The sequence below is a fragment of the Corynebacterium afermentans subsp. lipophilum genome (genome assembly GCF_030408375.1).
Lineage (GTDB): Bacteria > Actinomycetota > Actinomycetes > Mycobacteriales > Mycobacteriaceae > Corynebacterium > Corynebacterium lipophilum.
The window spans coordinates 797,595-811,804 of record NZ_CP046530.1; the positions used below are offsets into that span (position 1 = coordinate 797,595).

15 protein-coding genes are annotated in these 14,210 nt (G+C 66.1%); 5 read left to right on the forward strand and 10 right to left on the reverse strand.

Going from position 1 to position 14,210, the window contains the following annotated elements; translation table 11 throughout:
- From CAFEL_RS03855 to CAFEL_RS03870, 4 genes are all read right to left on the reverse strand, one after another.
- A complete protein-coding gene (locus CAFEL_RS03855) occupies positions 1-1,560 on the reverse strand; it encodes an MDR family MFS transporter (RefSeq protein ID WP_194560359.1) in 1,560 nt (519 codons plus the stop codon).
- A complete protein-coding gene (locus CAFEL_RS03860; protein ID WP_290172246.1) occupies positions 1,554-2,162 on the reverse strand; it encodes a TetR/AcrR family transcriptional regulator in 609 nt (202 codons plus the stop codon). The genes CAFEL_RS03855 and CAFEL_RS03860 overlap by 7 nt, the downstream gene beginning before the upstream one ends.
- A gap of 27 nt (positions 2,163-2,189) precedes the next feature.
- On the reverse strand, positions 2,190-2,693 hold the full coding sequence (locus CAFEL_RS03865; RefSeq protein ID WP_194560357.1) for a hypothetical protein: 504 nt from the start codon (positions 2,691-2,693) through the stop codon (positions 2,190-2,192).
- A 66-nt stretch (positions 2,694-2,759) separates the two neighbouring features.
- A complete protein-coding gene (locus tag CAFEL_RS03870) occupies positions 2,760-4,160 on the reverse strand; it encodes a class II fumarate hydratase (RefSeq protein WP_194560356.1) in 1,401 nt (466 codons plus the stop codon).
- Positions 4,161-4,263: 103 nt separating this feature from the next.
- Between CAFEL_RS03870 and CAFEL_RS03875 the strand changes: the two genes are divergently transcribed.
- Positions 4,264-4,956 (forward strand): CPBP family intramembrane glutamic endopeptidase, encoded by a 693-nt coding sequence (locus tag CAFEL_RS03875; protein ID WP_194560355.1) that lies wholly within the window; start codon positions 4,264-4,266, stop codon positions 4,954-4,956.
- Between the two features lie 8 nt (positions 4,957-4,964).
- Here the strand turns inward: CAFEL_RS03875 and glpX are convergent, their stop codons facing one another.
- Positions 4,965-5,975, reverse strand: a complete 1,011-nt coding sequence (gene glpX / locus CAFEL_RS03880) for a class II fructose-bisphosphatase (protein WP_194560354.1) — start codon at positions 5,973-5,975, stop codon at positions 4,965-4,967.
- Between the two features lie 122 nt (positions 5,976-6,097).
- Here glpX and CAFEL_RS03885 point away from each other — a divergent pair, with 122 nt between their 5' ends.
- A complete protein-coding gene (locus CAFEL_RS03885; RefSeq protein ID WP_194560353.1) occupies positions 6,098-6,676 on the forward strand; it encodes a DUF4245 domain-containing protein in 579 nt (192 codons plus the stop codon).
- On the opposite strand, the gene CAFEL_RS03890 is transcribed toward CAFEL_RS03885, so the two are convergent.
- Together CAFEL_RS03890 and xseA are read right to left on the reverse strand one after the other, a co-directional pair.
- On the reverse strand, positions 6,645-6,929 hold the full coding sequence (locus tag CAFEL_RS03890; protein WP_194560352.1) for an exodeoxyribonuclease VII small subunit: 285 nt from the start codon (positions 6,927-6,929) through the stop codon (positions 6,645-6,647). The two genes, CAFEL_RS03885 and CAFEL_RS03890, sit on opposite strands and share 32 nt — an antisense overlap.
- A gap of 11 nt (positions 6,930-6,940) precedes the next feature.
- Entirely contained in the window at positions 6,941-8,182 is a 1,242-nt protein-coding gene (gene xseA, locus CAFEL_RS03895) for an exodeoxyribonuclease VII large subunit (protein ID WP_194560351.1), read from the reverse strand.
- A gap of 95 nt (positions 8,183-8,277) precedes the next feature.
- On the opposite strand from xseA, the gene CAFEL_RS03900 reads away from it, so the two are divergent.
- Positions 8,278-9,255 carry a 4-hydroxy-3-methylbut-2-enyl diphosphate reductase gene (locus CAFEL_RS03900; protein ID WP_194560350.1) on the forward strand — a complete coding sequence of 326 codons (978 nt, stop codon included), beginning with the start codon at positions 8,278-8,280 and terminating at the stop codon, positions 9,253-9,255.
- A gap of 6 nt (positions 9,256-9,261) precedes the next feature.
- On the opposite strand, the gene CAFEL_RS03905 is transcribed toward CAFEL_RS03900, so the two are convergent.
- Genes CAFEL_RS03905 through CAFEL_RS03915 form a run of 3 tightly spaced genes read right to left on the reverse strand, consistent with a single transcriptional unit; the run spans position 9,262 to position 12,411 of the window.
- Positions 9,262-9,939 (reverse strand): DUF6542 domain-containing protein, encoded by a 678-nt coding sequence (locus tag CAFEL_RS03905; protein WP_194560349.1) that lies wholly within the window; start codon positions 9,937-9,939, stop codon positions 9,262-9,264.
- Between the two features lie 11 nt (positions 9,940-9,950).
- Positions 9,951-10,997, reverse strand: coding sequence for a DNA recombination protein RmuC (locus CAFEL_RS03910; RefSeq protein WP_194560348.1), 1,047 nt, complete (start codon positions 10,995-10,997; stop codon positions 9,951-9,953).
- Positions 10,998-11,028: 31 nt separating this feature from the next.
- Positions 11,029-12,411, reverse strand: coding sequence for an AI-2E family transporter (locus CAFEL_RS03915; protein WP_290172251.1), 1,383 nt, complete (start codon positions 12,409-12,411; stop codon positions 11,029-11,031).
- Between the two features lie 94 nt (positions 12,412-12,505).
- Here CAFEL_RS03915 and ychF point away from each other — a divergent pair, with 94 nt between their 5' ends.
- The gene (gene ychF, locus CAFEL_RS03920; RefSeq protein WP_194560346.1) at positions 12,506-13,594 is read left to right on the forward strand and encodes a redox-regulated ATPase YchF; all 1,089 of its coding nucleotides are present in this window, start codon (positions 12,506-12,508) and stop codon (positions 13,592-13,594) included.
- Positions 13,595-13,612: 18 nt separating this feature from the next.
- Positions 13,613-14,017 carry a recombinase family protein gene (locus CAFEL_RS03925; protein WP_074299875.1) on the forward strand — a complete coding sequence of 135 codons (405 nt, stop codon included), beginning with the start codon at positions 13,613-13,615 and terminating at the stop codon, positions 14,015-14,017.
- Positions 14,018-14,210: the final 193 nt, after the last annotated feature.

Genomic DNA, 14,210 nt, shown 5'->3' on the forward strand with positions numbered 1-14,210 from the left:
CTAGCTCAAGTCCTCCTTGAGTGCCTCTTCGCGTACCGGCAGCAGGAGGACGAAGGCGACGACCGCCAGCGGCACCATCAGTAGGAACACAGGCGTCAGGCCGTCGTTGTAGCTGCTCAGCACGGCTTCCCGGAGGGGATCCGGAAGCTGGGCGACTGTGCCGGGGGTGAGGCTGTTCGCCCCGCCGTCCTGGAACTTCGCGGCGTACGCTTCGCCCTCCGGCCCCAGCTTTGCCAGTGCCTCCGGCAAGCGCTGCTCCAGGTTGTCGCGCATGTTGTGGATGAACAGCGAGCCCGCGAGCGACGCGCCAATCGACGAGCCGATCTGACGGAAGAAGTTGTTCGTGGACGTCGCAGTTCCCACGTGCTTGAGCGGGAACGAGTTCTGCACGATCAGCACCAGCACCTGCATGACCAGCCCAAGGCCGAAGCCGAAGATGAACATGTAGATGCCCAGCCTGGTCAGCGACGTGGTCACCTCCAGGCGGGAGAACAGGAACAGCCCCAGCGTGGTCACGAGCATGCCAACCAGCGGGTAGATCTTGTAGCGGCCGGTCTTGGAGATGATGAAGCCGACCGTCATGCCGGTGACGAGCATGCCGATGACCATCGGCAGCATCATCAGGCCCGCCTCGGTGGGGGTGAGCTGGTGGACCATCTGCAGGTAGGTGGGCAGGTACGCCAGCCCGCTGGTCATGGCCAGGCCCAGCACAGTGCCGGCCAGGGTGGTCAGGACCATGTTGCGGTTTGCGAACAGGTCCATCGGGATCAGCGGGTTGGCCGCGCGCAGCTCCACGAACACGAACGCCACGGCCGCAACCAGCGCGATGAGCGAGGTGGCGATGATGGTGGGGGAGGTCCACTCGTACTGGGTGCCGCCCCACGTGGTGGTGAGGATCAGCGAGGTAGTGGCCACCACCATCAGCGTGGTCCCCAGGTAGTCGTAGTGCATGCCCTTGGCGGTCCCGCGGCGCAGGCGCAGCACAGCGGCGCACACGCTCATGGCGAGCAGGCCCAGCGGAATGTTCATCCACAGCGCCCAGCGCCAGCCGGGCCCGTCGGTGAACCAGCCGCCCAGCACCGGGCCGAGCACCGAGGACACACCGAAGACGGCGCCCATGACACCCATGTACTTGCCGCGCTCGCGGGCGGGCACCACCTCGGCGATGATGGACTGCGAGTTCACCATCATTCCGCCCGCGCCCAGGCCCTGGACGGCGCGGCCGATGATCAGAAGCTCCATGGTGTGGGCGAAGCCGCCGATGGTGGAACCGATAACGAAAAGGCCAATGCCGGTGATGTAGAGCCACTTGCGGCCCAGGATGTCGCCGAGTTTGCCGTTGACCGGCATCGCGATGGTCATGGTGACCAGGAACGCCGAGATGACCCAGCTCATGTGGTCCACGCCGCCGAGCTCGCCGACGATGGTGGGTAGGGCGGTGGCGAAAATCATCTGGCCCAGCGAGCTCATCAGCATGGTCAGCAGCAGGGCCGAGAACACCAGCCCCACGTTTGGCGCGGTGGCCTGTAGCGGATCGCGGTCCGCGCGGGTTTCTACCATGTCATCTCCTTTGCGTAAGTGGATAGATCGTGTGCGTTTGCCAGCAGTTGCTCGACGGGGTCGGCGCCCTCCGGAGGGTGCCACAGGTAGCGGCTTACCGCGCCCTGGAAGAGGATCACGATGAGCTGCGTCTCGTCCTCCAGCGTCCCGGTGTGCCTGCGGTCTTCAGGGAAGCGTTCGAAGTGTGCGTAGACGGCGCGGCCGACCTCGGTGAGGAACCCGCGTTTGCGGGCGGCTTCGGCGTGCATCAGGCCGGGGTTGTTTTCCAGCAGCTCCCGGCGGCATTTCGCGGCGGGCCCGTCGAAGCGCCCCGTCTCGACCTCGATGGAGCGGATGACAAGCTCGAGCACGTTGTCGCTTTGCGTCTGGCGGATCGCGGCGAGCGCGTCCTCGCTGAAGGCGAAGGGGAACGAGCCCAAGATCGCCTCGTCTTTGGAGTCGACGTAGTTGAAAAACGTGCGCCGGGAGATGCCTGCAGCCAGGCAGATGTCGTCGACGGTGACGTTGTCGTAGCCGTGAGCGCCCACAAGCCGGGCCGCCTCGTCGCGGATGCGTTGCAGCGTTTCGCGCCGCTTCTGCTCCCTGATTCCCTCATTTTGCACGGGGTGCAATATTACACCCGGTGCACATTATGGCAAGCCCGCTGAAAGTTCGCCTTCTACCAGCGCTTTTCCGTCCTCTAAGTAGGTCAGCTTCACAATGCCGGGCGTATGCTTCTCGACGTCCCAACGGCCCTGCCCGTCATTACAGCCCTTCGTCAACGGGATCGATTCGCCGCCTTCACCGATCAACGCCGTGCAGCCAGTGAGGGGGTAGGTCACCGAGGCGGTGCCGCCGCCGAAGGTCGCCACCGCGGGCCACGCCTTGACCTTTGCGTCATCTTCCAAGCTGTTCAGCGTTCCGGTGTAGGTGCCGGTGGGGGCCGAAGGGTCGTCGATAGGCGATTGCGGCTGCGCGGTGACCGTGACCGTTTCGGGGACGGTGCTTTCGGGCTCGGGGCGCGGGTTGGCGTACCAGTAGGCCGCCGCGAGCGCGACGCCGATGATGGCGACGATGAGCGCAAGCACCCCGCCGACGACCCACGGCTTGTTCGGCCCGCCCGCGGTGCGCAGTTCGGAGAAAGAATCAGGCATGGAAAAAGCCCCCAGCAGATTGGTTGATGTGCTGGGGGCAGATTCTAGCGGGGAGCTAGTTGCGGACTAGTTGCGGTCCGTGTTGGCCATGGACAGCACGTCGAGGCGCTTGTCCAGCTCCTCCTCGGTGAGCTTCTCGCCGTCCACGAAGCCCAGGTCGATGGTGGCCTGGCGGATGGTGATGCCCTCCTTGACCGCGTGCTTGGCAATCTTCGCGGCGTTTTCGTAGCCGATCGCGGAGTTCAGCGGGGTCACGATCGACGGGGAAGATTCGGCCAGGGTGCGCATGCGCTCCTCGTTCGGCTCGATGCCGTCGACAAGCTTGGTGGCGAACTGGCGGGCCGTGTTCGCCAGCAGGCGGGAGGACTCGAGGACGTTGCGCGCCATCATCGGGATGAACACGTTGAGCTCGAACTGGCCCTGGGTGCCGCCGAACGCGACAGCCGCGTCGTTGCCGATGACCTGCGCGGAGACCTGGGTTGCGGTCTCGCACAGCACCGGGTTGACCTTGCCCGGCATGATGGAGGAGCCCGGCTGCAGGTCCGGCAGGTGGATCTCGCCGAAGCCGGCCAGCGGGCCGGAGCCCATCAGGCGGATGTCGTTGGCGATCTTGTACAGGGACACAGCAACGGAGCGCATCGCGCCGGAGAACTCGACCAGGCCGTCGCGGTTGGCCTGCGCTTCGAAGTGGTTCTTCGCCTCGGAAAGCTGCTCAACACCGGTGAGCTTGATCAGCTCTTCGGTGACCTTGCTGCCGAACTCCGCCGGGGTGTTGATGCCGGTGCCCACGGCGGTGCCGCCGATGGCGAGCTCGCCCAGGCGCTCCAAGGTGCCCTCGACGCGTGCGATGCCCAGCTCGATCTGGCGGGCGTAGCCGGAGAACTCCTGGCCCAGGGTGACCGGGGTGGCGTCCATGAGGTGGGTGCGGCCGGACTTGACCACCTCGTGCCACTCGGTGGCCTTCTTCTCCAGGGACTCCTGCAGCACCTTCAGCGCCGGGATCAGGTCGTTCGCGGCGGCCTCGGTGGCGGCGACGTGGGTGGCGGTGGGGAAGGTGTCGTTGGAGGACTGGCCCATGTTGACGTGGTCGTTCGGGTGGACCTCAACGCCGTTCGCCTTCGCGATGGAGGCGATGACCTCGTTGGTGTTCATGTTCGACGAGGTGCCGGAGCCGGTCTGGAACACATCGATAGGGAACTGCTCGTCGTGCTTGCCGTCCGCGATCTCCTTCGCGGCGGCGATGATGGCGTCGGCCTTCTCGGCGTCCAGGTTGCCCAGGTCCTTGTTTACCTGCGCGCAGGCCGCCTTGAGCAGGCCGAGCGCGCGGATCTGCTGGGACTCCAGGCCGCGGCCGGAGATGGGGAAGTTCTCCACAGCGCGCTGCGTCTGGGCGCGCCACAATGCGTCGACGGGCACCTTGACTTCGCCCATCGTGTCATGCTCGATGCGGTATTCCTGATCAGCCATTATTGTCCTTTACTTCTGTCGCGTGCACGTCGCGCACGGTAAGGTGCGCGCGTGCCTTTCCACTGCACGATTATGCCCCAACCGGATATGCCGAGGAGATGAAATGCCCGAACCGCAGGCCATGAAGACCCCCACTTTGAGGGACGCGGGAGTCGCGGCCGCCGCGATGGGGTCGATGTACGTTTTGCTCCTCGGCCAGGGGCTGATGTTGGTGCGCGCGGGTGTGTCCCGGACGGTGGCGCTGACGGTGCTGCCGGTTGCTGTGTTGGTCGCGCTGGCGGTGCCGACGGTGCTGCTTGTGCGCTACATGCGGCGCCGCGGGCTCGAGCTCGGCTTCGCGCGGCTTGGGCGCCGAGGCTGGCACTTGCTGTGGCAGGCTCCGGCGGTGGTGCTCGGCTCTGCGGCGGCGACGTCGGTTGTCGCGCCGCTGTCCGGACTTGAGCCCCGCGGCGACTCCGCCAGCGAGACCCTCGCCCGGGACTTGGACAGCGCCGCGCCAGTGCTGCTTTTGCTGGTGGGCTACCTGCTCATCGGGCCGTTGATTGAGGAGATCGTGTTCCGCCGCGTGCTCATGAACTACTTCGACACGCTCATGCCCGCGGCGGCGAGCGTACTGGCTACCTCAGCGATCTTCGGGGCGGCCCACATCGCGCCGCCGGCAATCGTGTTCACCTTCTTCGCCGGCGTTGGTCTGGCGCTGGTGGCACGCTTCCACGGCACCATCACCGCCAGCTACATCGTGCACGTGGTGAACAACCTGCTGGCCAGCGCGGCGCTGATCGGCGCGTTGCTTTAGGCTGCGGCCTAGTTCTCCGGATCGGAGTAGTCGACTACGGAGTAGTCCTGCAGCTTGGTCAGCTGGTGCTGGGACTCAATGAAGCGGACGGTGCCGGACTTCGAGCGCATCACCAGCGAGCGGGTGGTGGCACCGGACTTGCGGTAGGTCACGCCACGCAACATGTCGCCGTTGGTCACGCCGGTGGCGGCGAAGTAGCAGTTGTCGGAGGTGACCAGGTCGTTGATACCCAACACGCGGTCCAGGTCGTGGCCGGCGGCGAGGACCTTCTCGCGCTCCTCGTCGCCCTGCGGGGCGAGCATGCCCTGGATCTCGCCGCCCAGGCACTTCAGAGCGCACGCCGTGACGACGCCCTCCGGGGTGCCGCCGATACCCATCGCAATGTCGATGGAGCTGGTGTCCTGTGCAGCGGCGATGGCGCCGGCGACGTCGCCGTCCATGATGAAGCGGACTTTGGCGCCGGCGGCGCGAATGTCGTCGACAAGCTGCTTGTGGCGCGGACGATCGAGCACGACCACCGTGATGTCGGCGGGGCGCACGCCCTTCGCCTCGGCGACCGACTTGATGTTCTCGGCGGTCGACTTCGTGATGTCGATCGCGCCGACCGCCTCTGGGCCGACGGCGATCTTGTTCATGTAGAACGCGTCCTGCGGGTTGAACATCGAGCCGCGGTCGGCGGCGGCGATGACGGAGATCGCGTTCGGGCGGCCCTCGGCCATCAGGCGGGTGCCGTCGACTGGGTCGACGGCGATGTCCACGGCGGCGCCGTGGCCGGTGCCGACCTGCTCGCCGTTGAACAGCATCGGGGCTTCGTCCTTCTCGCCCTCGCCGATGACGATGACGCCGTCCATCTCCACGGAGTTGATCATCTTGCGCATCGCGTTGACGGCGGCACCGTCGCCTTCGTTCTTCTGGCCGCGGCCGACCCAGCGGCCGGAGGCGAGCGCGGCGGCCTCGGTGACGCGCACCAGCTCCATCGCGAGATTGCGGTCGGGGTAAAGATCGGACTGTTCGGTCATGGGGAGGCCTTCCTAAACATGAATCACAAAAAGACCCCTCTATTGTGGCACTTCTATCCGCGTTAGTGCCCGTTCTTCCCACCTTTAAGGGGGAAGCGGGGGCGCATGCCATACTGATCGGCGTGGCTAGCAACAAAAAACCCCGCATCTTCCAGGACGGACGAGACATCGCGATCAACTCCGTGCTCATCATCGTGCTGATGGTCGTCGCCGTCGGCGCGACCGGGCTGTGCTCGTTTAATCCCGGCACGCCCGAGCAGGGGCCGGTCCAGGAGGTCGACGCGAAGACCTTCCTCGACCTAGAGGCGCGCGGCGTGGACTTCGCTGTGCGCTACCCGGAGATGCCTGAAGGCTGGGTCACCAACTCCGCGCGCCGCACCATGCTGGGCGGCCAGCCGGCGCCGACGGTCGGCTGGGTCACCGCGGACCGCGGCTTCATCCAGCTCACCCAGACCGGCGCCGACGCGAAGGAAGCGGTCGAGGGCGCAGACGCGAAGCCGCGCACCTTAGATCGCACCGAGGACATCGACGGCCGCAGCGTGGAGGTCTACACCTCCGAGGAGAAGGACGTGCGCGACCTGTGGGTCGTCGACGCGGGCGACGCACGCCTGGTGCTCACCGGCGCCGGGGAGGCCCGCGAGTTCGAGGAGCTGATCTCGACCGCGCTGGCTACTGCTCCGATTGAGCATCCGGCGAGCTAGCGTTACCGCCCTGGCGGGAGCCGATGGCTTCCTCGACGCGCTGGGAGGCGCCGTCGAGGAGCACCTCGCACCGCTTCGCCAGCGCCTCGCCGCGCTCCCAGTATTTCAGTGACTCGTCCAGGCTCATTTGCCCCAGCTCGAGGATCTTAACGGTCTCAATGAGCTCGTCGCGGGCCTGCTCGTAGCTCAAGGTGGCGGGATCCGGCAGCGCGTTTTCGTTGGCCTGGCCGGTGCCGAAAGAGTTCTCAGTCATGTTTTGTGTTCCTAATCTGCTTGCGTGGTGGACATGGAGGCGGCGGTAATCGAGCCGTCGCCGACGCGGATGCGCAGCTGCGATCCGGGCGGGGACTGGTCGATGGAGGTGACAACTTCGGCGTCTGAGCCGTCGCGGGGCAGCACCTGCACCACGGCGTAGCCGCGGGCAAGCGTCGCCGAGGGGCCCAATGCGGAGACCTGGGCGCGCAGCCCGCGCACGTGCTGGGTTTCGCGCTGCAGCAGGTGGGACACGTCGCGGCGGATCAGGGCGGTGGCGCGCTCGATCTCCTCGCGGCGGCGGGTAATGGCCATCATCGGGTCGGCGAGCGCCGGGCGCGAGCGCACCGAAGCCAGGCCGTCGCGTTCGCGTTGGACCCATCCGCGCAGGGCGGCGGCCATGCGGGCACGTGCTTCGTCGATAAGCAATCGCTCCTGCGCCACATCGGGGACCGCGCGCTTGGCAGCATCGGTGGGGGTGGCGGCGCGCACGTCCGCGACGTTGTCCAGCACCGGGTTGTCAGGCTCGTGGCCGATCGCGGAGATCACAGGGGTGCCAAGCTTTGCGACGGCACGCTGCAGCGCCTCCTCCGAAAACGGCAGGAGGTCCTCCACGGACCCGCCGCCGCGGGCGACGATGATCACGTCCACCTCGGGATCTGCATCGAGCGCCCCGAGCGCCTCGATCACCGCAGGTACGGTGGTCGGGCCCTGGACCGGGGTGTTGATGGTTTCGAAGCGCACCTGCGGCCACCGGCCCTGCGCCACCGAGTGCACGTCGCGCTCGGCCGCGGAACCGCGGCCGGTGATCAAACCGACCTTCCTGGGCAGGTAGGGCAGCGGCTTCTTGCGCGCGGGGTCGAACAGGCCCTCGGAAGCGAGCTGCTTGCGCAGCGCCTCGATGCGCGCCAGCAGCTCGCCCGCGCCGACGTGCCTGATCTCGGTCACCCGCATGGAGAAGGTGCCGCGGCCCGTGTAAAACGACGGTTTCCCCAGCACAACGACGCGGTCGCCGTCGTTGAGCGGCACCTGCATGCCCGTGAGCAGCGAGGTCTCCGCGGTGAGCTGGACGCTGGCCTGCTCCTGGGTGTCGCGCAGCGTGAGGTAGGAATACCGCCACGTTGGCTTTGTGCTGACCTGGGTGAGCTGGCCCTCGATCCACAGCCAGCCGAGGCGTTCAATCCAGCCCTTCACCGACGTGTTGAGCTTGGACACCGACCACGGCGACTCCGGCGAGCTCTTCGAATCTGCCACCGCATGCTCCTTTCCATTAGACGGATGCCACGTTACCCGGCGAGCCGACACCGCCCGCCTATTGTTTTTGACGCTGATTAGTTAGGGTTGGTTCCATGACAGATCAGGGTAAAAAAGTCCTCCTCGCATCCCCCCGCGGCTACTGCGCTGGTGTCGACCGCGCAGTGGAGACCGTAGAAAAGGCCCTGGAGAAGTACGGTGCGCCCGTCTACGTGCGCAAAGAGATCGTGCACAACAAGTACGTCGTGGAAACGCTGCAGGAGCGCGGCGTGATCTTCGTCGACGAGACCGACGAGGTGCCCGAAGGCGCCCACCTGGTGTTCTCCGCCCACGGCGTCTCCCCGGCGGTGCGCGACTCCGCCAAGAACCGCAACCTGCTCACCCTCGACGCTTCCTGCCCGCTGGTGACCAAGGTGCACAACGAGGCCAAGCGCTTCGCCCGCGACGGCTACCACATCCTGCTTGTCGGCCACGAGGGCCACGAGGAGGTCGAGGGCACCGCCGGTGAGGCTCCGGAGATCACGCACCTTGTCGACGGAGTGGACGGCGTGGACCGCCTGCCCGACTTCCCGGACGACCAGAAGCTGGTGTGGCTGTCCCAGACCACGCTGTCGGTGGACGAGACCATGCTCATCGTGGACAAGCTGCACGAGCGCTACCCGAACCTGGAAAATCCGCCGAGCGACGACATCTGCTACGCCACCCAGAACCGCCAGGCCGCGGTCAAGGAGATCGCCCCGCGCTGCGAGCTGGTTATCGTGGTCGGCTCCCAGAATTCCTCGAACTCCCGCCGCCTGGTCGAGGTGGCGCTGGAGGCAGGCGCGAAGGAGTCGCACCTGGTGGACTACGCCTCCCAGGTCAAAGACGAGTGGTTCGACGGCGTTTCCACCGTCGGCGTGACCTCGGGCGCGTCCGTACCGGAGATCCTGGTCAAGGAGCTGGTGGAGGAGCTCGCCCGCCGCGGCTACGCGGATGCGGAGGAAGTGACTACCACCGTGGAGACCATCACGTTCTCCCTGCCGCGCGATCTGCGCCTGCCGCGCCGCGAAACCCCGGCGGTAGCCCAGGGATAGAGCGCCTTACCCCTTGTAGAGGTCCTCGCCGAGCCGGTCCGCAATCGAAGTGGAGCCGGACCGCGGGGACTTTTTCTGTACCCGCTCGGTCCGCTCGGTCCGCTTTGTGCTGCGTTCGGTATCCGCGCGCCGCAAAAGCTCGTCCACCGACACGGCCTTGGCGCGCTCGCGGGCGCGGCGGCCTTCAGAATTCGTGCGGCGGTTGCTGCGGTTGATCCGGGTGCGCTCAGCGGTTTCGCGGCGCACGAGCTGTTCGTTGTGGCGCTTGATCAAGCGGATGCGCACGACCGCAATGATGATGGAGCCCAGCGTGACGGCGAACAGCACGGGGAATAGCTCGGTGACCGGGTAGAACACCAGGAGCAGCGCGGCCTTGCCTGAGGAGCCTCCTGCTGCGATCTGGTCGCGCGACATCACCCAGCCGGCGATGACCACCGCGGTGACGAACAAGATCGGTGCGCTGGCCACGTTGAGGAACAGGCCGCGCGGGTTGACCAGGGTGGACACCACGATCACCGCGACGGCGTAGAGGGTCAGAAACGGCCAGCCGATCACGCCGGTGGACAGTGAAAGTAGCACGCCGGTAAACAGTGCGGCGAAAACGATGCCAATGCCGGACCCCGTGGGCAACCCGTGAAACGTTGCGGACGGGGAGGTTGAGTTCCGGTGAGAGACATGCGACACGCCAGACGAGTCTACTCCCCGGTGTCCTCGGCGGCGTGCCGGGCACGCGAAGAGACCGGTTTCAGTGCCGGGGCCTCGCCACGTCGCGACGGCACCTGCGCCTCTTCGAGCTTGCGGGCGGTGACCATGACGCGCGAATCCATCGACGCCAGCGTGGCGTTGTACGCCTCCACCGCCTTGTCCAGCGAAGCGCCGACCCGGTTGTAGTGCTCCGCCATGGTGGCAAGGCGCTGGTGCAGCTGGCCACCTAAGCGCTGGATCTCCTTCGCTGCGTGGTTCAGCGATTCCTGGCGCCACCCCAGCGCCACTGTGCGCAGCAGCGCGAACAGGGTGGTGGGGGTGGCGATGACCACGTCTCGGGCAAAGGCGTAGTCCAAAAGCTCGGGGTCGATGGAAAGCGCGGCGTCCAGAAACGGGTCCGCCGGCACGAACAGCACCACGAACTCCGGGGTGGGCTGGAACGCCTCGATGTAGGACTTCGCCGACAAGGTGTCCACGTGCGCGCGCACCAGGTGGGCGTGGCGGCGCATGAACGCCTGGCGCTCCTCCGGGTCCTCGGTGCCGAGCGCATCCAAATACGCCTGGAAGGGCACCTTCGCGTCGACGACGATGTTTCGGCCCTGTGTGAGGCGGATGATCATGTCGGGGCGGACGCGTGAGCCGTCGATAAGCATGTGCTCCTGGGTGTCAAAGTCGACGTGCTCGAGCATCCCGCCGAGTTCAACCACCCGCTCGAGCTGGATTTCGCCCCAGCGGCCGCGGGTCTGCGGCGAACGCAGGGCGGTGATGAGCTGGTCGGTGCGGTCGCCTAGGCGCGCCGACGTCCGCCCGATCGCCTGCACCTGGCCCGCCAGCGAGGATGCGGAGACGGCCTGCTGCTTGTCCATCTCGTCGAGCTGGGCGCGCATGTCTTTCAGTGCGCGGGCGACGGGGCGCAGGTCCTGCGGCGGCTGTTGTGGTGTGGAGCGGCGCATCCAGGCGGCGCCGGTGAACACGCCGGCGATGAAGCCCGCGAGTAAGCCGGTGGCGAGGAGGAGAAGCACGGTGGCGGTCGACATGGTTGGAAGTCAACCACACCGGCCCGACACGCTAGCGCTCGGGTTCGCTCAAGTGTTCGCTTTTAGTGGGCTTGTCGGCGCTGTCGCTCGACTGCCACCCGCGCAGCCGCCCAAGGCCGCTCTCGCGCAGTTTGCGCAGGCTTGAGGTGCCGAAGCGCTCGGTGTGCTCGTCTGCCTCCTCGTCCGCCACAGGGGCGTTGACCCATTCGCGCTCACCGCGCCACTCCTGGCGTTTGTGCACGGACTCTTTCTCCGCGATCTCCGCGATGACGCGGCCTTCGTCGGTGGCGAACTCGATGTCGTTTGCTCCCAGCTCGCCGGCGTTGATGCGCAGTACCTCCAGCAGGTAGCGGTACACCACCGCGACCATCGCCGCAGCCGGCACCGCGAGGAAACCGCCGACAAGGCCGAACAGCGCGCCGCCGACGGTCACCGAGACCAGCACGATCACCGGGTGCAGGTTCATCGCGCGCGATTGCAGCATGGGGGAGAGCACGTTGCCCTCCAGCTGCTGGGTGGCCAGCACGATCGCCAGCACGATCAACGCCTTCGTGAACCCGAGGGTGACCAGCGCGATCAGCACCGCCAACGCGCCTGCCACCACGGCGCCGACGATCGGGATGAAGCCCGCCACAAACGTGATCAGCGCCAGCGTGAACGCCATTGGCACGCCCACGATGGCGATGCCGGTGCCGATGACGATCGCGTCCACCAGCGAGCACACCGCCTGCGCGCGGATGAACCCGGACAGGGTGTTCCAGGCGCGGGTGAGCAGCTCCGTCAGGTACAGGCCGGTGCGGCCGCCGGTGGCGGAGCGCAGCCACGGCAGGAAGCGGTGCCCGTCCTTGAGGAAGAAGAAGGTGAGCACGACCAGCACCATCAGCGTCACCGACAGCCCGGCCGCGGTGTTGATGCCGGAGAACACCCCGCCGGCTATCGCGCCCGCCTGGTTCTGGATCCACTGCGTGATCTCGTCGACGCCCTCGTTGAGGTTCTCCGGATCCAGGTTCAGCGGCGGGCCCTGCGCCCACAGCTGCAGGCGCTGGATGCCCTCGAGGGCCTGGATGTACAGCAGGCGGGACTGCCCCACGATGTCCGGGGCGATGAGCATGCCGATAAACGCCAGCACCCCGAAGAACAGCAGCATCGTCAAAAGGGCTGCCAGGCCGGCGGGGACCTTGTGGCGTCGTAAAGCAGCTGCGATGGGGGCGAGCACGGTGCACACGATGAGCGCGAGCACGACCGGCAAAATGCCCGCCCAAAACGCGCCGATGAGCTGGCCCACCGCGTACAAAAACACGGCGATGACCAGGATGCGCAGCGTGAACTTCGCCGCGGAAGCGATCCAGTCGTTGAACACAACGTTGCGGTCCACGCGGTCGTCGCGCACGGGGGTCTGGATCGGTTCACTCACGCGCACCATTGTGCCCCATTGCATTTCGCTTTGCGACGGCCCACCTCACGGCCCCCTCCGAACCTCGCACAAGCCTCCGCTAGGATGTTGCGACGTGAGCCTTACTCTTGGAATTGTCGGTCTGCCCAACGTTGGCAAGTCCACCCTGTTTAACGCCCTGACGCGCAACGAGGTGCTTGCCGCGAACTACCCGTTCGCCACCATCGAGCCCAACGTGGGCCTGGTGGAGCTGCCGGATCCGCGCCTGGACCGCCTGGCGGAGATCTTCGACTCGGAGCGCGTGCTGCCCGCCACGGTGTCCTTCGTGGACATCGCCGGCATTGTCAAGGGCGCCTCCGAAGGCGAAGGTATGGGCAACGCGTTTCTGGCCAACATCCGCGAGGCGGACGCGATCTGCCAGGTCGTGCGCGCGTTTTCCAACGACAACGTCATCCACGTCGACGGCAAAGTCGACCCATCCTCGGACATCGAGGTCATCAACACCGAGCTGATCCTCGCCGACTTGCAGACCATTGAAAAGGCCCTGCCGCGCCTGGAAAAGGACGGCCGCAAGGACAAGGACGTCGCCGCCCAGGCCGAGGAAGCCAAGAAGGCCCAGGCCGTGCTCGAGGACGGCCGCACGCTCTTCGCCGCCGCCAAGGGCGGGGAAGTGGACCTTGCGCTGCTGCACCACCTGCACCTGATGACGGCGAAGCCGTTCCTCTACGTGTTCAACTCCGACGAGGACGTCCTCACCGACGACGCGCGCAAGCAGGAGCTGCGCGACCTGGTCGCCCCCGCCGAGGCGGTGTTCCTGGACGCCCAGACTGAGACCGAGCTGCTCGAGCTTGACGACGAAGACGCCGCCGAGCTCCTCGCCGCCGTCGGCCAGGACGAGCCGGGCCTGCAGACCCTGGCCAAGGCCGGCTTTGACACCCTTGGCCTGCAGACCTACCTCACCGCAGGCCCGAAGGAGGCCCGCGCCTGGACGATCCGCAAGGGCGACACCGCCCCGAAGGCCGCCGGCGTGATCCACTCCGACTTTGAAAAGGGCTTCATCAAGGCCGAGATCGTCGGCTTCGACGACCTGGACGCAGCCGGCTCCATGGCCGACGCCCGCGCCGCCGGCAAGGTCCGCCAGGAAGGCAAGGATTACGTCATGGTCGACGGTGACGTCGTGGAGTTTCGTTTCAATGTAACCTAAATACGCTATGAATAGCGTATGACTACACGCGCTGCTATTTACCTCCGTATCTCGTTAGATGCTGCCATGGACGGCCTCGCCATCGACCGGCAGCGTCAGGACTGCGAAGCCCTCGCCGAGCAACGCGGCTGGGACGTCGTGCATACCTACGTCGATCAATCGATCTCTGCATCAAAGAAGGACGTGGACCGTCCCGACTACGACGCGATGGTGGCGTCCTTTGAGCGCGGCGAGATCGACGGATTCTGGAACGCTAAGGCGCGTTCTTATTTCACCGTGAATCGGTGCCATACTTCGACTGTGACCGTCAACGGCAGAACGCAACGAAGCATCAACACCCGCGGCGGCCAGAAGTCGATCGCCGAGCTTTCGGCAACGAATTTGCCGGGCACTAAGGACAGCTACTACTACAACTTCTGCTAGAACTCATGCGCATTCGACCCCTAGTACTTGGGCTTTTGAGCCTACTTCTTGCTGCAGTCATCGCGACTACTGGGTGGCTGCTGACAGCCCTGGTTGACTCCACCAAGCCCTTGTCCTTAGGGGTCGAATCAACCTTTAGTCTTGACTACGTCGAGCCTAAGACTTCACTCGCGGAGGAACTTGAGTCAGACTA